Genomic DNA, 22500 nt, shown 5'->3' on the forward strand with positions numbered 1-22500 from the left:
CCCCCTTGCCGGTGGTTCCCCCCCGCTGACGACCCGCTCGGTGCTCAGGCCCCGAGGGAGTTCAGCTTCTTGGCCATGGCCGACTTCTTGTTGGCGGCCTGGTTGGCGTGGATGACGCCCTTGCTGACAGCCTTGTCCAGCTTCTTGGACGCCTTCGTCAGCGCGTCCTGCGCCGTGGCGGTGTCGCCGGACTCCGCGGCCACGCGGAACTTGCGCAACCAGGTGCGCAGCTCGGACTTGTGCGCCCGGTTGCGCTCGGTGCGCACGGCGTTGGTCTTGACTCGCTTGATCTGGGACTTGATGTTTGCCACGAAGTGTCTTCCTGCTCAGTGTTGGTCGGATGTCGTGAGGGCGACAGTCGCACGGCCCGGAACGAGGCGTGGGGATGCCCTGGCGGAGAGCCGTGCGGTGGTGGTGCTGTGGTGCAGTGCGGTGCGCACACGACCGAGCGCGCACGCGACAGATCAATCTACCAGCGCGGGGCCGCTGGACCCAAGTCCGGTGCAGTCAAGATCCTGCCAGGGCCCGAGATCGAGCCAGCCTCTGTCCACGGCTGCCGGGCGGGTGCGCACCACGGCCGTGACCGGCAGGGGCCCGAAGACGTGCGGGAAGAGCGGTGAACCGGGGTCCTGCGGGTCGCCGGGCTCGTCGCGCACCTCGACACCCAGGTCGACGAGCCGCTGCGGGTCGAGCTCGAGCACGACCAGCTCCTCGGTGGCCCTGGCGTGGAACGCCTTGACCACCCCGGGGAGCTGCTCTGGGTAGGAGCAGTGCACGAAACCGACCTCGGCCAGGGTGGCGCCACGGGTCGACCTGTCGTAGCGGCCGGTGCGCAGCGCGGCCTCCCAGTGGGCACGCTCCGCGAGGTGCCAGAACGGCCGCCCGACGCTCACCGGTCACCGTTGCGCGCCCGGCACACCTCGAGGACCGCGCGCTCCACGGCATACTCCGGCGAGCGCACGGTGGCCTCGGTCCGCAGACCGCCCTTGACGTCGACGTCCGCGCGGGCGACCGCCTGGATCGCGCGGCCGAGGCGCTCGCCGTCCCAGCCCTGGGCCGCCCGCCGCGCCTGGTCCACCTGCCACGGCGCCATGCTGAGGTCGCGGGCGACCTGCGCCGAGCTCCCCCGCCCGGCGGCGGCGACCTTGCCGACCTGGCGCAGCTGCATGGCGAGGACGGCGACGATGGGCACGGGGTCCAGCCCGCCGATCATGGCGTGGCGCAGGAGCCGCACCGCGGAGGTCTCGTCGCCGGCGAGGGCAGCCTCCGCGACCTTGAAGCCGGTCGTCTCCACCTTCTCGCCGTAGTAGGTCTGCACGTCCTCGACCTCGATCGCCCCCTGGACGTCGCGGGCCAGCTGGGCGCACGCCCCGGCCAGCTCGCGCAGGTCCTTGCCGATCGCGAGCACCAGGGCGCCCACGGCCTCCTCGGTGATCCTGCGCCGGGCGGTGCGGAACTCGTGCTTGACGAACGCGTGCTTGTCGCTCTCCGTCTTGACGGCCTTGGCCTCGATGACGCGCGCGCCGTCCTTCTTGAGAGTGTCGAGCACCTTCTTTCCCCGGTTGCCGGTCTTGTGCCGGACCACGAGCGTCACCCCGTCGGCCGGCCGGGCGAGGTAGGTCAGCAGGTCCTCCACCAGCGCGTCGTCGGCCTCGTCCATGTCGTGGACGACGATGACCGTCCATCCGCCGAACAGGCTGGGGCTGGCGTGGACCAGCAGCTGCCCCGGCTGGTAGCCCGCGGCATAGAGCTTGACGACCTCGGCCTCGGCCTCGACCGTCCGGACGGCCTCGACGACCGAGTCGACGGCGCGCTCGGCGAGGATGTCCTCGGGACCGGAGACGAGGGCCAGCTGCACGGGTGCGGTCACGGGGCCAGCCTGCCACGCGGCGCCCACAGGGTGGTCCGCATCACCCACAGGTGGCTTGTCGACGACGGTGCGGAGGAGGACGATGAAGGTGGGACCCGAGGCTCGCCCGGGACCCACCGCACAAGGAGGTGCGTGATGTCGACCACGACCACCCGCCGTCCCGTCCGCGAGGACAGCGACCACCACGACGTGCGCAACGCCTGGTTGAGCATGCTCCTGCTGCCGGTCGCCTTCGTCGGAGCGTTCGTCGTCGGGGAGGGCCTGGCCAGCCTTCTGGGCCATCCCGTCGGCGGCGCGGAGAGGGCACCCCTCTGGTCGATCCTCGTCGCCAGCGTCCCCGCCCTGCTGGTGTTCTTCGTCCCCGCCGCCGTCTCCGCCTGGTTCGCCCGGCGTGCGGCAGCCCGGGGTGACCGCCGGGGCTGGCTGCCTGCCGGCATCCTCACCGCCGTCGCGGTCGCCTTCGTCGGGATCAACGTCGCCGCCTACGTCGCGGGCTAGGCGACGCTCCGGCCGACGTCAGCCGGCGGGCGCCAGCCCCAGCTGGTTGATCCGGCTGGTCACGAGGTCGGGCGCGAGCTCGAGGTGCTCGGCCAGCTCCTCGATGCTGATGCCGGCCCCGAGCCCGTCGCGCAGCTCGTCGTCCTGCTCCGGGGACCACGCGTGCCCACCGGTCACGGCGGTGCGCGGTGACCTGGCGACGGGCACCTCGCCGGCCACGGGCGAGACGAGGGGCGCGCCCCCGATCCCCCGTGCCCCCGGGGTCGCGACCGGCACCACGTCGGGCGCGAGCTCGTCGAGCCGCTGCAGCGCCTTGAGCACGAGCGCGCGGTCGGAGGTCGGCCAGAACGGCGGCAGGGACTTCTGCAGGAACGGCGCGTATCGCGCGGTCATCATCCTGGAGTCGAGGAAGGCGACCACCCCGCGGTCGTCGGCCCGACGCACCAGCCGTCCGGCGCCCTGCGCGAGCCGGAGAGCGGCGTGGGTCGCGGACACGGCCATGAAGCCGTTGCCGCCCATCCGCGAGATCGCCTCTGTCCGCGCCGAGGACAGCGGGTCGTCGGGGCGGGGGAAGGGGATGCGGTCGATGAGGACCAGCTGGCACGCCGCCCCCGGCACGTCCACGCCCTGCCACAGCGACAGCGTCCCGAACAGGCACGTGCGCGCGTCGGAGGCGAACCTGCGGACGAGGGTCGGCAGCTGGTCGTCGCCCTGGCAGAGCACCGTGATGTCGTCGTCGGCGAGCCGGACGCGCATCTCCTCGGCCGCGGCCTCTGCGGCCCGGCGGGAGCTGAAGAGACCCAGCGTCCGTCCTCCCGCCGCCCGCACGAGCTCCTCGATCTCGTCGAACACGGCGGGCGCCGCACCGTCCCGACCGGGCGGGGGCAGGTGCGCGGCGACATACGCGATGGCCTGCTGGGGGTAGTCGAACGGCGAGCCGACGTCGAGGCCCTCCCACGCCGGCGCTCCGGCGCCCCGCAGCCCGATGGTGCCCGCGACCGCGTCGAAGGTGCCGCCGAGCTCCAGGGTGGCCGAGGTGAGCACCACCGTGCGCTCGCTGAAGATCTTGTCGCGCACGAGCATCGCCACGCTCATCGGGGCGACCCGCAGCACCGAGCCGCGGCGCTGGTCCTGGCTGATCCACACGACGTCGAGCTCGCGCTCCTCGAGCACCCGCTCGGCGGTGTCGTGGACCTCCTGGACCGCCGCGAGGGCGAGCTGAGTCGCGCCGTCGACCTCGGCCCCCTTGTCCGGCTTGATCTCCGACAGGGTGGTGCGCGCGGCGTCGCGGACGAGCTGGAGGGTGGTGACCAGGCGCTCCGGCAGGCGTGCGAGCTTGCCCTCAGAGAGGTCGGCGAGCGCGTCGGAGAGCAGGTCGGTGGTCTCGGCCAGGTGCGCTGCGGCGTCGGAGCGTCCCGCGCGGCGGGCCGCGACCGACACCGAGCCGGCCGTCAGCTCGTCGGTGATCGTGGAGGTGACGCGGTCGGTGAGCTCGTGCGCCTCGTCGACGACGAGCAGGTCGTGCTCGGGCAGCATGAAGCGGCCCTCGAACGCGTCGATCGCCATGAACGAGTGGTTCGTGACGATGACGTCGACCTCCTTGGCGGCCTCGCGCGAGAGCTCGACGTAGCACTCGCCCACCATCGGGCAGCGGCTGCCCAGGCACTCCTGGGCGGTGACGGAGACCTGCCGCCAGGCGCGGTGGCCCACCCCGGGGACGAGCTCGTCCCGGTCGCCGGACTCGGTGATCTCGGCCCACTCCCGCAGCCGCACGACCTCATCCCCCGTGCGCGAGCGCTCCCGGTCGACCGAGCCCATCGACAGCAGCGAGTCCGCGTCCTCGTCGGGGAACCCGCCCACGAGCTTGTGCTGGCACAGGTAGTTGGACCGCCCCTTGACCAGCGCGAACGTCGGACGCCGACCGACGAGCGGCGCGAGGGCGTCGGCGATGCGTGGCAGGTCGCGGTCGACGATCTGCGCCTGGAGCGCCAGCGTCGCCGTGGCGACGACGGCCGGTCTGCCGGTGCGCATCGCGTGCGCGATCGCCGGGACCAGGTAGGCGAGCGACTTGCCGGTGCCGGTCCCCGCCTGCACGAGCAGGTGCTCCTCCCGCTCCACGGCCCTCTCCACGGCTCGCGCCATCCGCACCTGCCCGGGGCGTTCGGTGCCGCCCACGCCGCCCACCGCGGCGTGGACGAGCTCGTCGAGATCGGGGATGGCGGGCATGGGGATCAGGGTATGCCGTCGCGCCGACGGTCCTCCTCGCTCATCCACACCCTCCGGCCGCCGGTCGCTGCCCGGGTCAGGGCTCGGTCACCTCCACCTCCGTGACGTCGCCGAACGCGTGCTCGACCAGCTCGCGCAGGACGTCGAGGTCGAGGTGCTCGAGCCGGGTGGCGTAGACGCAGCCGGCGCCGAGGGTGTGCCGACCGAGCCGACCGAGCAGCTCGGCGCTGCGGGGATGGCCCTGCAGCCCGTAGAGCGTGACCTTGGCCTTGCGCGGCGAGAAGCCGACGCGGAACCAGTCGCCCTCGGCGCCTCCGCTGGGTGAGCGGTAGTGCATGGATCCAAAGCCCACCATCGAGGGCCCCCACATCACGGGTTCAGCACCCGTCGCCGCGCCCATGAGGTCGAGCAGCACGAGTCCCTCCTCGCGCCGTCGGGGGTCCAGCGTCTCCAGAAACGTGCTGGGGTCGAGGTCGGTGGGTGCGGTCGTGGGTGCCTTGCCTGCCATGTCCCCATCCTGCCGCGGTCCACCGACAGACCTGGCGACGCAGCGCTCAGGGCCCCCGGCTCACCAGTAGCGGCGGCGCCTGCACCCCCCGTCCCCACCAAGACCAGTGTCAAGGCGGGTTACGTCGGGCCGACCTCCACGGTGACGGTGTGCCACCCGCTGGCGCCGTCCGGGGCGGGTGCTGCCAGGACGTCGGTCTGCACCTCACCGGTGGCGTCTGTCGCCCGGACGGACAGGGTGTGCTCCCCCGGCTCCGGGTCGGACCACCGCCAGGTCCAGAGCCGCCAGGCGTCGACGCTCGGCTCGGCGAGCAGCTCGGCCTGCTCCCAGGCCCCGTCGTCGACCCGCACCTCGACCGCGCCGACCCCGCGGTGCTGGGCCCACGCGACGCCGGCGACCGTGGCCCCCGCGGCCGGCAGCGCGTCGCCCGCCCTCGGGACGTCGATGCGCGAGGCCGTCTTGATCGGTCCTCGCTCGGACCACCCGCGCGGCGTCCAGTAGCCCTCGTCCGCGTCGAACCGCGTGACCTTGAGCTCGGTGACCCACTTCGTCGCCGACACGTAGCCGTAGAGACCCGGGACCACCAGCCGCACCGGGTAGCCGTGCTCGGCGGGCAGCGGCTCGCCGTTCATCGCGACCGCCACCAGGGCGGCGCGGTCGTCGGTGAGCACCTCCAGGGGCGTGCCTGCGGTCCAGCCGTCGGCGCTGCGCGAGAGCACCATGTCGGCCTCGGGGAGCACCCCTGCCCGGGCGAGCAGCTCACGCACCGGCCAGCCGGTCCAGGTGGCGTTGCCCACCAGGTCCCCCCCGACCTGGTTCGAGACGCAGGTCAGCGTCACCAGCGCCTCGACGTGCTCCTCGGCCAGCAGGTCGGCATAGCTCAGCTCCACCTCCCGCTCTACCAGCCCGTGCACCCGCAGGGTCCACGTCGTCGGGTCCACCCGCGGCACGAACAGCGCCGTGTCGATCCGGTAGAAGTCGGCGTTGGGGGTCAGGTAGGCCGAGTGCCCGGGAACGTCGCTGGACGCGGAGGCCGGAACGTCGACGCGTCGGCGCGGGACGGGCAGACCCAGGGCCTCCAGGGCACCCGCCGCAGCTCGGCCGGTCCGGGAGAGCGCTTGTCCCGCCACGACTCCCAGGGTTCCCGCCACACCCAGGCCGGCAGCGCCCCTGAGCAGCCGACGGCGCGACGGCATACCCCGCGCCTCGGTCGAGGTTCCCGACGGGGTCACCGGCTCGTCCCCTCCGGCGAGCCCCGTGAGCCAGCGGGACAGCAGGCTCGCCCCCACGACCAGGCCGACGCCGGTGGGCAGCAGGTCCCCGGGGCTCGACCCCGGCCGGGACAGGACCGCGGCGAGACCGACGAGACCGACGAGGGAGAACAGGCCCACCGCGAGGCGGCGCGAGCGGGTGCCGAGCCAGCCGATGCCGGCGCAGACGACCAGCAGGGTGAGCGACATCCCGACCGCGAGCGCCGTCTTGTCGGCCGTGCCGAAGGTGGCGACCGCCCAGTCCTTGAGCCACGCGGGGGTGCGGTCCACGAAGGCGCCCCCGACCGCGAGCAGCGGCGAGGGCGTGCCGCCACGCTCGAGGAAACGCACCAGTGCCCCGGCCAGCAGCTCGGCCACGCCCAGGGTCACGGCCCCCGAGGCCACCCCCACGAGGGCTCCCTCGCGGGTCGGGACGCCGGCCTGCACCGGCCGCTGCTCCGCGGTGAGGACGCTCATCGGACCATGGTGGACCCGAAACCTGCGAGAACGCCGAAAGCGAGCGCTCAGCCGGCCGGCCCGGACACCCGCTCGCGCCCGGTGTAGACGTTGAGCGTGCTCCCCCGGTTGAACCCCACGAGCGTCATCCCGAGCTCCTCGGCGAGCTCGGCGGCCAGCGACGACGGGGCGGAGACGGCCGACAGGGTCGCGATCCCGGCCAGCGCCGCTTTCTGGACCAGCTCGAAGGAGGCCCGGCCGGAGACCTGCAGGACGCCCCCGCGCACCGGCAGACCGAGCTCCCGCAGGGCCCAGCCCACCACCTTGTCCACGGCGTTGTGCCGACCGACGTCCTCGCGCACGCAGACCGCCTCCAGCCCCTGCACCCCCGGGACGAACAGCCCGGCAGCGTGCACGCCGCCGGTGCGGTCGAAGACGGCCTGGTCGGCGCGGAGCCGGTCCGGCAGGGCGAGCAGCTCGCCCAGCCCGTGCACGACCCCGTCGGTCCTGAGGTCGTGCGCCCCGGTGCGGCGCACCGCCTCGATCGACGACGTGCCGCAGACGCCGCAGGAGCTCGAGGTGTAGACGTGGCGCTCCAGCGACGGGTCGGGCGGGGCCACGCCCTGGGCGAGGGTGACGTCGACGACGTTGTAGTCGCGCGTGCCGTCCGCCCCGATGCCCGACCGGTAGTCGATCTGAGCCACCTCGTCCCAGGAGGCGACCACCCCCTCGCCGTGCAGGAACCCCACGGCGAGGTCGAAGTCGTGCCCGGGGGTGCGCATCGTCACCGACAGGGGACGCCCTCCCACCCGGACCTCCAGGGGCTCCTCCCCCGCGAGGACATCGGCGCGCTCCCGCACCGACCCGTCGGCCGACAGCCGCACGACGCGGCGGCGCTGCGTGACCCGGGCCATCGGACCAGGGTATGCCGTGGGCACGGGGAGAGCCGCGACCGAGGAGTCCTGTGCTGTCCCGGGCTTCATCGAATCTTCACGGACGGCAGGGTCCCTCCTTCATCGGGCAGGCGTTGACTGAGAAGCAAGAACGAAGAGAAAGGAAACGCCATGACAACGAAGACCAGCATCTCGAGGACCCTCCTCGCTGCGGGTGTCGGTGCGACCCTCGTGCTGGGCGGCGGTGTCGCGATCGCCCAGAGCGAGGACGGCACCACGACGACCGAGGACGGCACCACGACCGACGTGCTCGACGTCCTCACCTTCAACCTCGAGGAGGAGCGGATGGCGCGCGACCTCTACGACGCCCCCAGCCACCCGGGAGCCGCCGGGTTCTCCCACTGCCACGCCAGCAGCCCCATCAGACCGAGCACCACCACAGCGGACGGCAGCACGAGGCGAGGCGGCAGGAGCACGCCCCGCAGCCCCCACCCCAGCAGGTAGGCACCCAGGTAGGGCAGCCACCAGGTCCACGCGGCGTGCGTCAGCCCGACACGCTCGCCGCCCGGCCCGAGGGGCCAGGTCGAGAGGACCGGCACGGCATATGCGACGACGGCGGCGACCACGACCTCCCGCCGCCCGGCGCGCGCCAGCCAGGGCAGGAGGACCGGCGTCAGCAGCGAGAGACCGAGGACGATCCAGAAGAAGTAGAGGTGCGGCGCGACCTGGCCGAGCAGGACCCGGCTCAGCGCGTCCTGCCAGCCCGGCCACCACCCCGGACGCGTGAGCGAGAGGTAGGCGAGGTAGACCGCGTTCCACAGCAGGACCGGCGGGGCGAGCCGGCGCATCCGTCTGCGGAGGTAGTCCGCCGCGCCGGGGTGACGTGCGGGGTCGAGCCCCAGCGTCCCGGACAGCATGACGAAGACCGGGACTGCCCACAGGAACGGCAGGTCCAGAGCCCGCGCCACCCACCCGTCGACCGTGGTCGTCGAGCCCGGACCGGAGGCCGTGGCGCCCACCGTGTGGATCATCACGACGCCGTAGACCGCCACGACGCGCAGCCACGTCACCCACGCGACGGTGCGGCGGGGGTGCTCCATGCCGTCACCCTGCCACGCCCGCCGCCTACCCTGGGGCCATGTCCGCACTGCTGCCCCGCCTCCACGTCGCCGGCCCGTCCCGACTCACCGCCTACGACTTCGGCGCCCACCTGGCCGAGTGGTCCGTCGACGGGGTGCCCGTCGTGTGGTGCAGCGAGCACGCCGTGGTGGACGGCAGCGCTCCGATCCGCGGTGGCGTCCCCCTCTGCTTCCCCTGGTTCGCCGCGGGGCCGGAGGGGGACCTCTCCCCCAGCCACGGCGTCGTCCGGACGGCCACCTGGCGCCCGGTGGCAGCGACCGGAGCGGAGGTGTGGGCCTGGGAGCTGACGCGCGACGAGGTCACCGACACCGAGGGTGCCGAGCACGTCCCCGGCGACTTCCAGCTCCGGTACGCCGTCTCGGCGCCGCCCGGCGACACGGACACGCTCGACCTGTCCCTGAAGGTCACCAACCCCGGCACCGAGGAGCTGCGCGCGGAGGTCGCGCTGCACACCTACCTGCACGTCGAGGACGTGCGACAGGTCGAGCTGCTGGGGCTGGAGGACGCGACCTACCTGGACAAGGTGACCGGCCGGCAGGAGACCCAGGCGGGGCCGGTGCGGATCACGGGCGAGACGGACCGCGTCTACGCACGGAGCGGCCGCGTCGTGGTCGAGGACCGCGCGGCGCTGCGGCACCTGGAGGTCGACCCGCGCGGCGCGGCGCAGACGGTGGTGTGGAACCCCTGGGCCGACAAGGCCGCCAGGCTCACCGACCTCGGCGACGAGGAGTGGCTGCGCTTCGTGTGCGTCGAGACCGTGGCGTGCGGCGACCGCGCCATGAGGATGCCTCCGGGCGGCACGTCAGAGATCGGTGCACGCATCACCGTGGCCCACAGGCCCGGCAGGTGACCCGGCCCGCCTGACCGGCGACCGCCCACCGGGGGTGGGACACTTGGGCCTCGCCCGTCGAACCAAGGAGTGGGATGTCCGACTCGGACCTGCACAGCGAGAAGCGTGAGATCTCGTCACCGACCGTGCCCGTCGAGGAGCCCGCCGACGAGGCCGGCCACCGCCCGCCCACCGTCCCGGGCAGCCAGCAGCCGCCCGTCGGCACCCCCGACGAGGCGACCAACGTCGGCGTCGACCGCGGGCAGGTCATCGGCATCGGCCTGCGCGCGGTCGCCGACTGGAGCCTGCGCTTCCTGATCATCGCCGCCGCGCTGTGGGTCGTGTGGTGGGTGCTCGGCAAGGTCTGGGTCGGCGTGCTGCCGGTCATGCTCGCACTCATCGTCTCCACGGTGATGTGGCCGGTCGTCGCCCTGCTCCTGCGCAAGGGTGTGCCGCGCACAGTGGCCACGCTGCTGACGATGCTGCTGACCTTCGGCGTGATCGGCGGGGTCATCACCGGACTGGCCCCCTCGGTCGCGACCCAGTCGGAGGAGATCTTCTCCCAGGCCTCCGAGGGGATGGGGCAGGTCCGCGGCTGGCTGAACGGTCCCCCCTTCAACTTCGAGACCACGCAGATCGACCAGTACGTCGACGAGGCCGTCACCTGGCTCCAGGACCAGAGCGCGCAGGCCGCCAGCTACCTGGCCACCGGCGTCGGCGCGGTGGGGTCCTTCCTCGTCACCATGGCGATGGTCCTCGTCCTGACGTTCTTCTTCCTCAAGGACGGCCCCGCATTCCTGCCGTGGCTGCGGCGGACCGCCGGTCGCACCGCGGGGCGCCACCTCACCGAGGCCCTCACCCGCGTGTGGAGGACCCTGGGCGGGTTCATCCGCACCCAGGCCATCGTCAGCGCGGTCGACGCCGTGCTCATCGGGATCGGGCTGCTGGTGCTGCAGGTCCCGCTGGCCCTTGCGCTGGCCGTGCTGACCTTCTTCCTCAGCTTCATCCCGATCATCGGGGCGGTCGTCGCCGGAGCCCTGGCCGTGCTCGTCGCCCTCGTCACCCAGGGCGTCTCGACGGCGGCCTGGGTGCTCGTGATCGTGCTCCTCGTCCAGCAGATCGAGGGCAACGTGCTGCAGCCGGCCCTGCAGGGCAAGAGCATGCAGATGCACCCGGGGGTCATCCTGCTGTCCGTCGCCGCCGGAGGCACCATCTTCGGCATCATCGGGGCCTTCCTCGCGGTCCCGGTCGCCGCCTCCGTCGTGGTGCTGCTGCGCTACGTCAGCGAGCAGGTCGATCTGCGCACCGGCGACCTCAGCGCCGACGACCTCGCCGTCACCACGCCCGAGGGCGCGGTGGCCGCGGCCCAGGCCCAGCACTCCGCCCCCCTCTTCCGTGCCCGTGCCGCGCGCGAGCACGAGCGTGAGGAGCGCACCATCCAGGAGGAGGTGGCCACCGAGTCACGGCGGCGGCTGCGGCTCCCCGGACGCCTCCGCGGGCGGGGCTCCGGCGCCAGCCGGCCCGGTGCACGGCAGGACGACGACCGGCCCGAGAAGGGCACCGGTCCGTCCTAGGCGCGCCGGCCCACCGGGACGACCCGGACCCCCGAGGACCCGTCACCCCACGGGGGTGACGGGTCCTCGGGCACGCTCTCCGTCCGGTCGTGCCGGACGTGCGTCCTCAGTTGCCGGTGGCGTCCTTGAAGGCGTCCTTGACGTTCTCGCCGGCCTTCTTGGCCTCGGCCTCGGCCTGCTCGGCGCGCCCCTCGGCCTCCATGCGCTCGTTGTCGGTGGCGTCGCCGAAGCCCTCCTTGGCCTTGCCCTTCGCGTCCTCGGCGGCGTTCGAGATCTTGTCACCCAGACCCATGTCGTGCTCCTTCGGTTGAGGCGGTTGTCCACACAACCTTCACCCGACCCGGCCCGTGGCGCAACTCCAACACCGGGCCCGTGTGGCACAGTCTGCCCATGAGCACAGCGACCGAGGCGTTGCGCGCCGACCCGCAGGTCGAGCGGACCCGGGCCCACCAGCGTGCGTGGGGGTGGTACGACTGGGCCAACTCGGCCTACGTCACCACCATCGGCACCGTGCTGATCAGCCCCTACCTGACGTCCCTGGCACGCGCGGACGTCTGTCCCGACCTGGAGCCGGGCCAGTCCTGCGACGAGCGCCTGTCCATCCTCGGCCTGCCGATCGCGGTCGGCTCCATCGCCCCCTACACGATCACCGTGGCCACCATCGTCTCCGCGCTGGTGCTCCTCTTCGTCGGCGCCATCGCCGACCGGCACCCGCGACCGACCTGGCTGATGGGCGGTCTGGCCTGGACCGGTGCGCTCGCCGCCTCGCTGATGTTCTTCCTCCAGGGCTCCAACTGGCAGCTCGGGATCCTGCTGATCGTCGTCGCCAACCTGTGCCTCGGGGCCTCGACCGTGGTCTACGACGCACTGCTCAACCGCGTCGCCCACCCCGACGACCGCGACAAGGTGTCCTCACGGGCCTGGGCGCTGGGCTATCTCGGTGGAGGTCTGCTGCTCGCGATCAACCTGGTCGTGATGCAGATGTACGAGACGCTGGGCGTGAGCTACGAGATGGCCATCCGCCTCTCGCTGCTCTCGGCCGGGCTGTGGTGGGCGGTGTTCACCCTCATCCCGGTCATCGGCCTGCGCAAGGTCCGTGGCACGACCGCTCCCCCGGTCGACCGCAGCCGCGGCGTGCTCGGCGGAGCCGTGGTGCAGCTGCGCGACACCTTTGCGGAGGTGCGCCGCTACCCGCAGACGCTGACCTTCCTGCTGGCCTACCTCTTCTTCAACGACGGCATCCAGACGGTCATCTCCTCCGCGAGCCTCTACGGCACGGAGGCGCTCGGCTTCGACACCAGCCAGATGATCATCACCATCCTCGTGGTCCAGTTCGTCGCCTTCGCAGGTGCCCTCGTCTTCGGCGTGGTGGCCGGTCGCGTCGGCGCCAAGCGGACGGTGCTGGGCGGCATCGTGATGTGGACCCTCGTCGTGACGTTCGCCTACTTCGTGCCGCGCGGGGCCTTCGTCGTCTGGATGGTCTGCGCCGTCTTCATCGGCACCGTCATGGGCGGCACCCAGGCCCTGTCGAGGTCCCTCTACTCCCAGCTCGTGCCGCACGGTCGCGAGTCGGAGTTCTTCAGCTTCTACCAGGCCATGGAGCGCGGCACGAGCTGGTTCGGCACCTTGGCGTTCGGCCTGACGTACCAGCTCACCGGGTCCTACCGCCCGGCGATCCTGGTCACCATCGCGTTCTTCGTCGTCGGGGGCCTCCTGCTCACCCGGGTCCGGGTCCGGGAGGGGATCGCGGCGGCCGGCAACGAGCAGCCGCGCATCGTGTAGGAGCCCAGACCGGGCGGCAGGCCCAGGTACGACGAAGGCCCCGGACCGCGGTGTACGCGGTGCGGGGCCCTGGTCGGTGGAGCCGTCAGGCGGTGCGCTTGCGCGAGGGCTTCTCGCCCCGGTTGGTGCGCAGCAGCTCCAGGCGCTCCTCGAGCAGCTCCTCGAGCTCGGGGATGGAGCGGCGCTCGAGCAGCATGTCCCAGTGGGTGCGCTGGGGCTTGGTCGCCTTGGTCTCGGGCTCGGGGCCGTCGACCAGCTTGGCGTCCAGACCGCAGCGGCACTCCCACAGCGACGGGATCTCGGCCTCGACGGAGAACGGGAGCTCGCTGATGTGCCCGTCCGAGCAGACGTAGCGGGTGATCTGACGCTCGCTGAACGTCACACCCTCGTCGCTCTCGAACGACAGCCAGCTCAGGTTGGTACCGCGCAGGGACCTTTCAGCCATGTGCAACTCCCCTCGTGTCCAGGACACGATGAATTCGGTAGACGTGATCGTCCGGAGGACGGTTGACTTGTTGGTGACAACGTCTGTCACGGTCACTTCTGTTCCCGCCCCGCACGCAGCAGGGCAGCCGTCAGGAACGGCAGAGGAACAGTGGGTGACATTTCATGGTAGCGACGATGACCACCCGGGGCCAGTCGAGTCGCCTCGTCACGGTTCGAGCGTGCGGGGCGAGGTGCCGCCTGCCCCCCGGCCGGGCGGTGGCGTCTCCGAGACGACCTCGCCCTCGATGACCTGCCCGCGTGGTCCGGGGGCCGACCCCGGCACCCCGCCCCCCCGGACGTCGACACCGACCTTGAGGGCCTGGCGCGCCACCAGCAGGCGGAGCAGACGGCGGGCGGCCGGCCGGGTGAACGGCGCGATGAGCAGCAGCCCGACGACGTCGCTGACGAAGCCGGGGAGCAGGAGCAGGACCGCCCCGACGGTGACCAGGATCGCATCGGTCATCTCCGCGGTGGGCATCCGACCCGAGGCGAGCGACTGCTGCAGGGCCCTCCAGGTGCGCCCGCTCTCCCTGCGCGAGAGCCAGGCTCCGAGGACGGCCATCGCCACGACCAGGCCGACGGTCCACCACAGCCCGATGGCGCGGCCGACGGCGACGAGCACGACGATCTCGACGAGGGGCAGGGCGAGCAGCAGCGCGAGCGTCCAGCGCACTGCGGTGCCCCGGCGCTGCGGCGTGGGCGTGGGCGTGGGCGTGGTCACAGGTTCTCCTCCAGGTGGTGCCACCCGGACCAACGCCTCCCCCGACGCAGACGTTCCCGCACCTGCGCCACGCGCCGCTGCACACCCCATACCCCGACCCGGAGGGCCGCCTCGCGCACGATCGCGTCGCTCATCTTGGAGGTGCCCACCTCCCGCTCGACGAAGGCGATCGGCACCTCGACGACGGTGAGCCCGCGGTCCAGGGCGCGCAGGGTGAGGTCCACCTGGAAGCAGTAGCCCTGCGAGGCGACCGCGGCGGTGTCGATCTGCGCGAGCGCAGCCATCCGGTAGACCCGGAAGCCCGCGGTCGCGTCGTGCACCGGGATGTCCAGGGCCAGGCGGGCGTAGGTGTTGGCGCCGACCGACAGCGCACGACGGTGGGCCGGCCAGTTGTGGACCGACCCGCCGGGAACCCACCGCGATCCGATGACGACGTCGGCCCGGGCCGCGGCGTCGAGCAGGGTCGGCAGCTGTTCTGGCTGGTGCGAGCCGTCCGCGTCGATCTGGACGACGGCGTCGTAGCCGCGCTCCCGGGCCCACCGGAAGCCGGCCAGGTAGGCCGGTCCGAGACCCTGCTTGCCGGGTCGGTGGAGGACGTGGACGGCGGGGTCGTGCTCGGCGAGCCGGTCCGCGATGGCACCGGTGCCGTCGGGGCTGTCGTCGTCGAGCACGAGGACGTCTGCGGTCGGCACCGCCGACCGGATCCGGCCGACGATCATCTCGACGTTCTGCGCCTCGTCATAGGTGGGGACGCAGACGCAGACCCGACGCAGCGGGGGAAGGTCGGTCTGGGTCACCGGGGCAGCCTAACCGCCTGCGCGGGGCGGTCTGCGCAGCGACCCGACGACTCCCAGCGCAGCCAGCGCGACCACCAGGGCGGCGGCGGGGGCCACCCACGGGCTCGTCCGCACCGCGGGGGTCAGCTCGCTGCGCAGCGGGAGGTCGCCCACGATGGTCGCCTCGGTGAACAGTGCCGTCCGCTGGTGCACGACCCCGTCCGGCGTGATGAGGCCGGAGATGCCGACGTTGCTGATGTGCACGACCGAGCGACCGAGCTCGACCGCACGCACGCGGGAGGCCGCGATGTGCTGGGCGGCCTGGTCACCGTCGCCGAACCAGGCGTTGGATGTGGGCACCACGAGGAGCTCGGCCCCGCCGGCCACCACGTCGTGCACGGCGGGGTCGACGACCACCTCGAAGCAGATGCCCAGGCCGAGCCGGACCTCACGGCCGTCGGCCAGCGGCACCGTCATCACACCGGGGTCCTGCCCCGCGGACAGGTCGGACACCCGGTCCACCCACGGGCTGAGCTGGCGCATCAGCGGGCGTAGCGGCATGAACTCGCCGAACGGTGCGAGGTAGACCTTCGCGTAGGAGGCGTCGAGGCCCTCGCCCGGCAGGTAGCTGAACATCATGTTGTAGGGGTCCTCGCCGCCCCGCCGGGAGGTGGCGCCGACCAGCACCGGCGCGTCGACGGCGTCGACGGCCCGCATGATCTCTGCCGTCGTGTCCTCCCCGGTGCGGGGGCCCAGGGGGTCCAGGTCGGAGGCGCCCTCGGGCCACACCACGAGGTCCGGGTATGGCGTGCTGCCGGACTCGACCTGCTCGGCGAGGGTGAGCGTGCGGTCGACGTAGCGCTGCAGCATCGCGCCCCGCTCGGCGGTGAGGGTGCGGCTGAACCCGGGCGGGATGTCCCCCTGCACCGCGGCCACGGTGACCTCCTGGCCGTCCGTGGGGCGCGGGACGAGCAGCGGTGTCAGGGCGACGAGGCCGGCGGCGAGGACCGCGAGGCCCGCCCTGCGCGCGTCGCGCCGGGCCGGGTCGAGCAGCCGTTGGGCCGCGAGCGCGAGCAGACCGCCGACCAGGGCCACGGCGAAGCCGAGGCCGGGCACGCCGAGTAGGGTCGCGACGCCGAGGAGCGGGGAGTCGGCCTGGCTGAAGCCGAGCCGGGCCCAGGGGAACCCGCCGAACGGCGTGACCGCGCGGCCCCACTCCATCAGGACCCACGCGGCTGCGCCGACGACCGGCCGGACCGTCCCGCCGCGCTGGACCCAGGCGAGCACCAGTCCGAGGGCAGCGGGGTAGAGCGCCGACGCGACGCTCATCGCGATCCACGGCGGCGACCCGGCGTAGGTGCTGGCCCAGACGAACATGGGGGTGAACCAGGTGAACCCCAGCAGGAGACCAGCGACCGCGCCGACCCACGGCCGCGCACCAGCGGTGGCGACGGCGAGCGCGGCGACGCCGACGAGGGCCAGCGGCCAGACGTCGTGCCCGGGGAAGGCGAGCCACAACGCCACCCCGCCGAGCGTGGCGAGGATCAGGCGAAGAGGCGGCACGCGGACCAGACTAGGTCAACCCTCCCCCGGGCACGGCCAGGCCCCGACGCACCTTTGGGGCCGATCCCGGGGTGGCTGGACGCCATCCCGCGACCGTTGTCTACTCGGTGCTCGGGGCCGTGGCTCCCCCGTGCGGCGTGGTGCCGGGATGTGGGGACCTGACGAACGTAGGCGCGACCAGCAGGCCTGTCAACAGCGTCCTGACCTGCACCGACGCACAACACCGCAGGTCAGCGGCAGCCTCTCCGGACGGAGTCCACAGTCACATTTCCCGTGCCCCCGGCGTGTCGCTCTCGACACGCCGAGGCCCCTCGGAGCTGCCCGACCGGACGGCCTGCGGTGGCACGATCACCGTCCCACGGGCGGTCGTGGCCAGGACCGGAGGGTCGAGCACGGCAGCGCCCGACACCCCTGCCTCCGGGGTGCCGCGAGCGACCACCCGTACCGCGAAGTCCATCTCACGGCTGCGGGTGCCGACCCGCACGAGGAGGGCAGTCACCTCCAGGCAGTCACCTGCGCGGACCGGCGCACGGAACTGCACGTCGCTGTAGGAGGCGAACAGTCCCTCGTCGCCGTCCGTGCGGACGCACAGCTCGGTGGCGACGTCCCCGAAGAGCGCCAGGCTGTAGGCACCGTCGACGAGGTTGCCGGCGTAGTGGGCGTGCGAGTAGGGGACGTAGCGGGAGTGGGTCACCCCCATCCCGACGGCGGCGGGGGCGGTCGCCGGCTGCGCCGTGCGGCTCGTCTGCTGGCCGGGTCCCTGGTCGGTGCTCATGCGCTCATCCTCTCCCCGGTGCTGCCCTGCTGACGGCGTCCGCGCCCCGGGTCGCCCAGGACGTGCACGAGGTAGGACGCCACCTCACCGGGGGTGGTGCCCTTGCCGAAGATCTTGTCCACCCCCAGCGCCGCCGCCGTGCCCTCCTCGAACCGCGGGCCGCCGGCGATGAGCAGCGGCACCTGACCCGCCGGGTAGGCCTCGCGGAAGGCCGCAGACATCTGGGTGGTGTTGTGGATGTGGGCGTCGCGCTGGGTGACGACCTGGGAGACGAGCACGGCGTCGGCCTTCTCCTCCTGCGCCCGTTCGACGAGCTCCGGGACGAGCACCTGGGCGCCGAGGTTGACCACCTTGATCTCGGAGTAGTATTCCAGGCCCTTCTCCCCCGCGAACCCCTTGATGTTGAGGATCGCGTCGATGCCGACCGTGTGGGCGTCCGTGCCGATGCAGGCGCCGACGACCACGAGCGGGCGGCGCAGCGCCTTCCTGATGGCCGTGTTGACCTCCTTGGCCGACAGCAGCGGGAAGTCGCGCTCGACCACCTGCACCTTGTCGAGCTCGACGAGGTGGGTGACACTGCCGTAGACGACGAAGAAGGTGTGGTCCGGACCCATCGCCCTGGCGTGCACCAGCAGCGCCGGGGCCAGGCCCATCTTGGCTGCCAGCTGCAGGGCGGCGCCCTCGGCCCGCTTGTCGTGGCCGACGGGGAGGGTGAAGGAGATCTGCACCATCCCGTCGCCGGTCATGTCGCCGTAGGGCCGGACCACGCTCGGCCCACCCGTCGCCGCTCGCCCCGTCTCGGGCTCCCTCGGGTCCGCCTCGTTCATCGTGCGCCCTCTTCCAGCATCGTGGTGGCCGGGTTGTCGTAGTCGTCGGCACGCCGGGCGACACCCTCGCGGCCCTTGCCACGGTCCACCGGACGCTTCATCAGCCCGAAGGTGCCGTCGCCGATCGCCTCGAGCAGGGGTGTGGAGCCCTCCGGCGCCTTCTCCCGGGTGATCTCCTCGAGCAGGTCCACGGCCTCGGAGAGCACCTGCCGGGCCCGGTTCTGGATGAAGCCGTCGCGCGGCGGGTGGAAGTCCTCGGTGAGGCCCCCGGCCGCCCGCTGGACGTAGCGCACGTTCTGCAGGGCCAGGTCGCGGTCGGACAGGAACGGCGTCACGACGGCCTCGGTCATCATCCCGACGAGCAGGATCGACTGGCCGGTCATGGCACCGACGAGGTTGAAGAACCCGTCGAGCAGATAGCCCCGGAAGATGTCGCCCGTCATGTGCTTGGTCGGGGGCATCCACTTCAGCGGTGCGTCCGGGAAGAGCTGGCGGGCCAGCAGCGCGTGCGCCAGCTCCAGCCGGAACGAGTCCTCGACCTCGGGGTTGATCTCGAACGCGTGACCCAGCCCGAGCTGCCAGTCCTCCAGCCCCGCCTCCCGGCCGAAGAACTCGTTCATCAGCTGGCTCACCGTCACCGTGTGGGCCGCCTCGATCGCGTCCGCGGTCGTGAGGTAGTTGTCCTCGCCGGTGTTGATGATGATCCCCGCGCGGGCGTGGATCTGGCGCGAGAACCGCTGGTCGACGAAGGTCCGGATCGGGTTGATGTCGCGGAAGAGGATGCCGTACATCGAGTCGTTGAGCATCATGTCCAGGCGCTCGAGGCCGGCCAGCGTCGCGATCTCGGGCATGCACAGCCCGGAGGCGTAGTTGGTCAGCCGGATGTAGCGCCCGAGCTCCTTGCCCACCTCGTCGAGCGCCGCCCGCATGAGCCGGAAGTTCTCCTGCGTGGCGTAGGTGCCCGCGAAGCCCTCCCGCGTCGCCCCCTCGGGGACGTAGTCGAGAAGCGACTGCCCGGTGGAGCGGATCACCGCGATCACGTCCGCGCCCTCGCGCGCCGCCGCCTGCGCCTGCGGGATGTCCTCGTAGATGTCCCCGGTCGCCACGATGAGGTAGATCCACGGTCGGCGCTCCGGGTCTCCGAGCCGGGCGACCAGCCGGTCGCGCGCCGCCCGCTGCCGGTCGATGCGCTGCAGGCCCGGGCGCACCGCGGCCCGCGCCGCGCGCCGCGCACCGCTGACCTCGCCCCGCCTCTCGGGCAGGCGGAAGGTCACGGCGCCCGCCGAGGCCTTCTGCGCCAGCGTCAGCAGGTCGGGCGCCTCCTCGCGGCGCAGCGCGTCCCACACCGGCGTCGTGACACCGTGCTCGATCCCGACCTGGTCGCGGACCGCGTCGACGAGGTGGTTGACCCACGGCACGCGCTCGTGGTCCGCGCCGGACAGCCCCGCCAGGCGCAGCGTGGCACGCTCGACCGACACGGTCGTGTGGCTCCGCGCGATATCGACGACAGGCTGGCCGAGACGCTCGGCCAGCCGCCGCGCGCGGCGCACCACTCGAGGGTCCAGATCCAGCCGCGGGGGTGGGGCGACGGTGGTGGGGCTCACTCAGGCTCCTTCTCGCTGGTATGCCGTACGCCCGGCGACGACGGTCAGGCGCGCCACGGGCAGGGGGTGGTCGGGCGCGTCGAGGGCGGGCAGGCCCGTGCCGGGGTCGGTGCCGACCGGTCGACCGGCACCGTCGTCCCACACGACGTAGGTGGCGGGTGCCCCGACCCGCAGCTCGCCGCCGTCCAGGCCCGCCAGCTCGTAGCCCGCACGGGTGTGGGCGGTGACCGCCTCCTCGACGGTGAGGCGCTGGTCGGGGTTGTGGTGCCAGACCGCCGCGCGGACCGCCGACCACGGGCCCAGCCGCGTGACCGGGCTGTCCGACCCGAACGCGACCCGGACGCCCGCGTCGAGCATCGAGCGCAGGGGCACCACGGAGAGCGCACGCACGGCACCCAGCCGCGCGGCATACATCCCGTCCGCCCCACCCCAGAGGCCGTCGAACATCGGCTGGACGCTGGCCCAGATCCCGAGGTCCGCCATCGTCGCCAGCACGTGCTCGTCCGGCAGCTCGACGTGCTCCCAGCGGTGCCGGGCGGCACGGACGGCGTCGGCTCCGAGCACGTCGGCGGCGGCCCGGAAGCCGTCGGCCATCGTGCGCAGGGCGGCATCGCCGATCACGTGGCCGCCCGCCTGCAGACCGGCGCGCGTGCAGGCCACGGCGTGGTCGCGCACCTCCTCGACGCTGAGGTAGCCGTAGCCGCACGTGCCGCCGTCGCTGTACGCCTGCTGCAGGTGCGCGGTGGACGACCCGAAGGACCCGTCGGCGCACAGGTCGCCGGCCAGGCCGAGGACACCGAGGAACTCCGCGAGCTCGTCCGCCGCGCCGGCGTCCGTGGCGAGCTCCCCCCAGTAGGTGACGACGTCCGGCACGCCGGGCCGCTGACCGGCCTCGAGGACCGCGCGGATGTCGTCGTGGCTCGTGAGGTGCGAGGCCCCGGTCTCGTGGATGAGCGTCAGGCCCTGCCGCGCGGCGGTGGCGAGCGCCAGCTCCAGGTGCAGCTCGCGGTCGGGCGGGGTCATCGTGGAGGTGAAGGCGTTCGTCACCGCGGCGAAGGCGTCGCGCCGCGCCACGCCGACACCGTCCCAGCCGTCGAGGTCGCGCACGCGGGCGATCGTGGCCATCGCGGTGGACACGCTCGCCGAGTGCGCGTCGACGCGGGGCATGTAGACCACACCGCCGTAGGACGCGCGGTCCAGCTCGGCGGAGGTGACGGGACGCTGCTCGGCCCAGCGCGTCTCGTCCCAGGAGTGGGCGTAGACCGGCCGGCCACGCCCCCGGCGCGCCGCGTCCTCGACGAGGCGCAGCGCCTGGGCCACCGACGTCGTGCCGGACAGGTCCACGCCGTCCAGCGCCTGGCCGGTCATCGTGAGGTGGACGTGGGAGTCGCTGAAGCCCGGCGTGACGAGCGCCCCGCGCAGGTCCACCACCTCGTCGACACCGTCCGCACCCTCACCCAGGCCCGCCGCCAGCCGCTCGGCCAGGGCGTCCGCCCCTGCCTCGTCGCCGATCCAGGCCACGACGTCGCCGTCCACCAGCATGGCCGTGGCCGGGGGGCGGGGCGTCACGACCACGACACCGCGACGCAGAAGGGTCCTCATGCGTGCCCAGTCTGCTCTGCCGCGAGCCGGGACTCGAACAGGCCGCGCACGGCGGCGTCCCCGCGCAGCAGGGACAGCGCGTAGTCGGCGTGCCCGGGGGTGTAGCCGTTGCCGACGAGCATCGTCACGTCGGCGGCCAGGCCCTCGGCGCCGAGGGCTGCCGCCGCGAAGCTGGTGGCCATCGAGAAGTAGACGACGGTGCCGCCCTGCGCGGTGATCATCAGGGCCGGCTGCTCGCAGCCCGGCACGTCGACGCACACGACCGTCACGTCGACCGGGCCCCCGGCGGCGCGCACGGCCCGCTCCAGCGCCAGCGGGGCGCGTGCGTCGGCGACCACGACCTCCTCGGCCAGTCCCGTGCCGCGCAGCAGGTCGGCCTCGCGCTCGAAGGGCACCACGGCGACGCGGTGGACGGCCCCGGCGTCCCGGGCGGCGGCCAGCGACAGCGACCCGGACTTGCCCGCGCCCCCGAGGACGGCGACGGACGGGACGTGCCCGCGTACGACATACCCCTGCACGACCCGGCGCACCAGCGCCGGTGCGCCGCACACGTCCATCACCATGAGCGCCAGGTCGGGCTCGAGGTCCTCGGGCAGCACCGCGGCGATCGAGCGGCCGAAGAGGATCGCGTGACCGCGCGTCGGGACACGCTCGGACAGGCCGTCCCACGACGCGAGGCGGTCGGTGATGGCCAACGGTGTCAGGGACAGGGAGACGAGGGTGGCGACCCGGTCCCCCACCCGCAGGCCGAGCGGGCTCTGCGGCCCGACCTCGGCGACCGTGCCGATGAGCATGCCGCCCGACCCCGTGACCGGGTTCTGCATCTTGCCGCGGTCCTCGACGATCTCGAGCACCTCGGAGCGGATCGAGTGGCCGTGGACGTGGCCGGTGGGCCCGGTGTGCTTCTCCCGCAGCTGGCGGTAGGACGCCGCGTCGAGGTTGAGGACCTCGACGTCGACCCGCACCTCGTCGGGGCCGAGCTGGGGCGACGCGTCCAGACGACGCGCCGACTGCGGGAGGGTGACGGCGTCGCCGGCCGGGTCCAGCACCCGGTGGACCCCGAACGGTGAGTGAGGCACCGCCGTCATATTTCCTCCTACATGCCGTCGTAACGATGAAT

22 protein-coding genes are annotated in these 22500 nt (G+C 73.0%); 4 read left to right on the forward strand and 18 right to left on the reverse strand.

Translation table 11 applies throughout. The features are described from left to right. Positions 1 to 44 precede the first annotated feature (44 nt). The 3 genes from rpsT to holA form a co-directional block, all read right to left on the reverse strand. A complete protein-coding gene (gene rpsT / locus ACI3ET_RS02035) occupies positions 45 to 311 on the reverse strand; it encodes a 30S ribosomal protein S20 (RefSeq protein WP_405031286.1) in 267 nt (88 codons plus the stop codon). A 153-nt stretch (positions 312 to 464) separates the two neighbouring features. Further along, positions 465 to 893: a DUF952 domain-containing protein gene (locus ACI3ET_RS02040; protein WP_405031287.1), complete on the reverse strand. Its 429-nt coding sequence runs from the start codon at positions 891 to 893 to the stop codon at positions 465 to 467. Continuing rightward, positions 890 to 1870, reverse strand: a complete 981-nt coding sequence (holA, locus tag ACI3ET_RS02045) for a DNA polymerase III subunit delta (protein WP_405031288.1) — start codon at positions 1868 to 1870, stop codon at positions 890 to 892. Before holA ends, ACI3ET_RS02040 begins: the two co-directional genes overlap by 4 nt. Positions 1871 to 2005: 135 nt before the next feature. Here holA and ACI3ET_RS02050 point away from each other — a divergent pair, with 135 nt between their 5' ends. Then, entirely contained in the window at positions 2006 to 2368 is a 363-nt protein-coding gene (locus ACI3ET_RS02050; protein ID WP_405031289.1) for a hypothetical protein, read from the forward strand. An 18-nt stretch (positions 2369 to 2386) separates the two neighbouring features. On the opposite strand, the gene ACI3ET_RS02055 is transcribed toward ACI3ET_RS02050, so the two are convergent. The 5 genes from ACI3ET_RS02055 to ACI3ET_RS02075 form a co-directional block, all read right to left on the reverse strand. Further along, a complete protein-coding gene (locus ACI3ET_RS02055) occupies positions 2387 to 4594 on the reverse strand; it encodes an ATP-dependent DNA helicase (RefSeq protein WP_405031290.1) in 2208 nt (735 codons plus the stop codon). 76 nt (positions 4595 to 4670) lie between these two features. After that, entirely contained in the window at positions 4671 to 5102 is a 432-nt protein-coding gene (locus ACI3ET_RS02060) for a DUF1801 domain-containing protein (RefSeq protein WP_405031291.1), read from the reverse strand. 119 nt (positions 5103 to 5221) lie between these two features. After that, positions 5222 to 6829, reverse strand: a complete 1608-nt coding sequence (locus ACI3ET_RS02065) for a molybdopterin-dependent oxidoreductase (protein WP_405031292.1) — start codon at positions 6827 to 6829, stop codon at positions 5222 to 5224. A 47-nt stretch (positions 6830 to 6876) separates the two neighbouring features. Then, a complete protein-coding gene (gene fdhD, locus ACI3ET_RS02070) occupies positions 6877 to 7722 on the reverse strand; it encodes a formate dehydrogenase accessory sulfurtransferase FdhD (RefSeq protein ID WP_405031293.1) in 846 nt (281 codons plus the stop codon). Between the two features lie 338 nt (positions 7723 to 8060). Beyond that, entirely contained in the window at positions 8061 to 8801 is a 741-nt protein-coding gene (locus ACI3ET_RS02075) for an acyltransferase (protein WP_405031294.1), read from the reverse strand. 38 nt (positions 8802 to 8839) lie between these two features. On the opposite strand from ACI3ET_RS02075, the gene ACI3ET_RS02080 reads away from it, so the two are divergent. Both ACI3ET_RS02080 and ACI3ET_RS02085 read left to right on the forward strand, forming a co-directional pair. Continuing rightward, positions 8840 to 9691 (forward strand): D-hexose-6-phosphate mutarotase, encoded by an 852-nt coding sequence (locus tag ACI3ET_RS02080; RefSeq protein ID WP_405031295.1) that lies wholly within the window; start codon positions 8840 to 8842, stop codon positions 9689 to 9691. A 74-nt stretch (positions 9692 to 9765) separates the two neighbouring features. Then, positions 9766 to 11244, forward strand: a complete 1479-nt coding sequence (locus ACI3ET_RS02085; RefSeq protein ID WP_405031296.1) for an AI-2E family transporter — start codon at positions 9766 to 9768, stop codon at positions 11242 to 11244. Between the two features lie 106 nt (positions 11245 to 11350). Here ACI3ET_RS02085 and ACI3ET_RS02090 read toward each other — a convergent pair whose 3' ends face one another. Then, a complete protein-coding gene (locus tag ACI3ET_RS02090; RefSeq protein ID WP_405031297.1) occupies positions 11351 to 11536 on the reverse strand; it encodes a CsbD family protein in 186 nt (61 codons plus the stop codon). Positions 11537 to 11634: 98 nt separating this feature from the next. On the opposite strand from ACI3ET_RS02090, the gene ACI3ET_RS02095 reads away from it, so the two are divergent. Further along, positions 11635 to 13026, forward strand: coding sequence for an MFS transporter (locus ACI3ET_RS02095; protein ID WP_405031298.1), 1392 nt, complete (start codon positions 11635 to 11637; stop codon positions 13024 to 13026). 85 nt (positions 13027 to 13111) lie between these two features. Here ACI3ET_RS02095 and ACI3ET_RS02100 read toward each other — a convergent pair whose 3' ends face one another. From ACI3ET_RS02100 to kdd, 9 genes are all read right to left on the reverse strand, one after another. After that, entirely contained in the window at positions 13112 to 13471 is a 360-nt protein-coding gene (locus tag ACI3ET_RS02100) for an RNA polymerase-binding protein RbpA (protein ID WP_405031299.1), read from the reverse strand. A gap of 207 nt (positions 13472 to 13678) precedes the next feature. Further along, positions 13679 to 14233 (reverse strand): FxsA family protein, encoded by a 555-nt coding sequence (locus ACI3ET_RS02105; RefSeq protein WP_405031300.1) that lies wholly within the window; start codon positions 14231 to 14233, stop codon positions 13679 to 13681. Further along, positions 14230 to 15030: a polyprenol monophosphomannose synthase gene (locus tag ACI3ET_RS02110; RefSeq protein ID WP_405031301.1), complete on the reverse strand. Its 801-nt coding sequence runs from the start codon at positions 15028 to 15030 to the stop codon at positions 14230 to 14232. Before ACI3ET_RS02110 ends, ACI3ET_RS02105 begins: the two co-directional genes overlap by 4 nt. Positions 15031 to 15039: 9 nt before the next feature. After that, the gene (gene lnt / locus ACI3ET_RS02115) at positions 15040 to 16572 is read right to left on the reverse strand and encodes an apolipoprotein N-acyltransferase (RefSeq protein ID WP_405031302.1); all 1533 of its coding nucleotides are present in this window, start codon (positions 16570 to 16572) and stop codon (positions 15040 to 15042) included. A 262-nt stretch (positions 16573 to 16834) separates the two neighbouring features. Further along, positions 16835 to 17347 (reverse strand): 3-aminobutyryl-CoA ammonia lyase, encoded by a 513-nt coding sequence (gene kal, locus ACI3ET_RS02120; protein ID WP_405031303.1) that lies wholly within the window; start codon positions 17345 to 17347, stop codon positions 16835 to 16837. Then, entirely contained in the window at positions 17344 to 18174 is an 831-nt protein-coding gene (kamE, locus tag ACI3ET_RS02125) for a lysine 5,6-aminomutase subunit beta (protein ID WP_405031304.1), read from the reverse strand. Before kamE ends, kal begins: the two co-directional genes overlap by 4 nt. Further along, positions 18171 to 19778, reverse strand: a complete 1608-nt coding sequence (gene kamD / locus ACI3ET_RS02130; RefSeq protein WP_405031305.1) for a lysine 5,6-aminomutase subunit alpha — start codon at positions 19776 to 19778, stop codon at positions 18171 to 18173. The genes kamE and kamD overlap by 4 nt, the downstream gene beginning before the upstream one ends. Continuing rightward, entirely contained in the window at positions 19779 to 21380 is a 1602-nt protein-coding gene (locus ACI3ET_RS02135; RefSeq protein WP_405031306.1) for an amidohydrolase, read from the reverse strand. Further along, positions 21377 to 22468, reverse strand: a complete 1092-nt coding sequence (gene kdd, locus ACI3ET_RS02140) for an L-erythro-3,5-diaminohexanoate dehydrogenase (protein ID WP_405031307.1) — start codon at positions 22466 to 22468, stop codon at positions 21377 to 21379. Before kdd ends, ACI3ET_RS02135 begins: the two co-directional genes overlap by 4 nt. Positions 22469 to 22500: the final 32 nt, after the last annotated feature.

The organism is Ornithinimicrobium jinqii (genome assembly GCF_045032595.1).
Taxonomy (GTDB): Bacteria; Actinomycetota; Actinomycetes; order Actinomycetales; family Dermatophilaceae; genus Ornithinicoccus.

Bases quoted from the DNA above. Each gene is read 5' to 3' on its own strand.
- ACI3ET_RS02050 (WP_405031289.1), top strand. From the start codon at position 2,006: ATGTCGACCACGACCACCCGCCGTCCCGTCCGCGAGGACAGCGACCAC.
- ACI3ET_RS02055 (WP_405031290.1), bottom strand. From the start codon at position 4,594: ATGCCCGCCATCCCCGATCTCGACGAGCTCGTCCACGCCGCGGTGGGC.
- ACI3ET_RS02060 (WP_405031291.1), bottom strand. From the start codon at position 5,102: ATGGCAGGCAAGGCACCCACGACCGCACCCACCGACCTCGACCCCAGC.
- ACI3ET_RS02065 (WP_405031292.1), bottom strand. From the start codon at position 6,829: ATGAGCGTCCTCACCGCGGAGCAGCGGCCGGTGCAGGCCGGCGTCCCG.
- fdhD (WP_405031293.1), bottom strand. From the start codon at position 7,722: ATGGCCCGGGTCACGCAGCGCCGCCGCGTCGTGCGGCTGTCGGCCGAC.
- ACI3ET_RS02075 (WP_405031294.1), bottom strand. From the start codon at position 8,801: ATGGAGCACCCCCGCCGCACCGTCGCGTGGGTGACGTGGCTGCGCGTC.
- ACI3ET_RS02080 (WP_405031295.1), top strand. From the start codon at position 8,840: ATGTCCGCACTGCTGCCCCGCCTCCACGTCGCCGGCCCGTCCCGACTC.
- ACI3ET_RS02085 (WP_405031296.1), top strand. From the start codon at position 9,766: ATGTCCGACTCGGACCTGCACAGCGAGAAGCGTGAGATCTCGTCACCG.
- ACI3ET_RS02090 (WP_405031297.1), bottom strand. From the start codon at position 11,536: ATGGGTCTGGGTGACAAGATCTCGAACGCCGCCGAGGACGCGAAGGGC.
- ACI3ET_RS02095 (WP_405031298.1), top strand. From the start codon at position 11,635: ATGAGCACAGCGACCGAGGCGTTGCGCGCCGACCCGCAGGTCGAGCGG.
- ACI3ET_RS02100 (WP_405031299.1), bottom strand. From the start codon at position 13,471: ATGGCTGAAAGGTCCCTGCGCGGTACCAACCTGAGCTGGCTGTCGTTC.
- kal (WP_405031303.1), bottom strand. From the start codon at position 17,347: ATGAGCACCGACCAGGGACCCGGCCAGCAGACGAGCCGCACGGCGCAG.
- kamE (WP_405031304.1), bottom strand. From the start codon at position 18,174: ATGAACGAGGCGGACCCGAGGGAGCCCGAGACGGGGCGAGCGGCGACG.
- ACI3ET_RS02135 (WP_405031306.1), bottom strand. From the start codon at position 21,380: ATGAGGACCCTTCTGCGTCGCGGTGTCGTGGTCGTGACGCCCCGCCCC.
- kdd (WP_405031307.1), bottom strand. From the start codon at position 22,468: ATGACGGCGGTGCCTCACTCACCGTTCGGGGTCCACCGGGTGCTGGAC.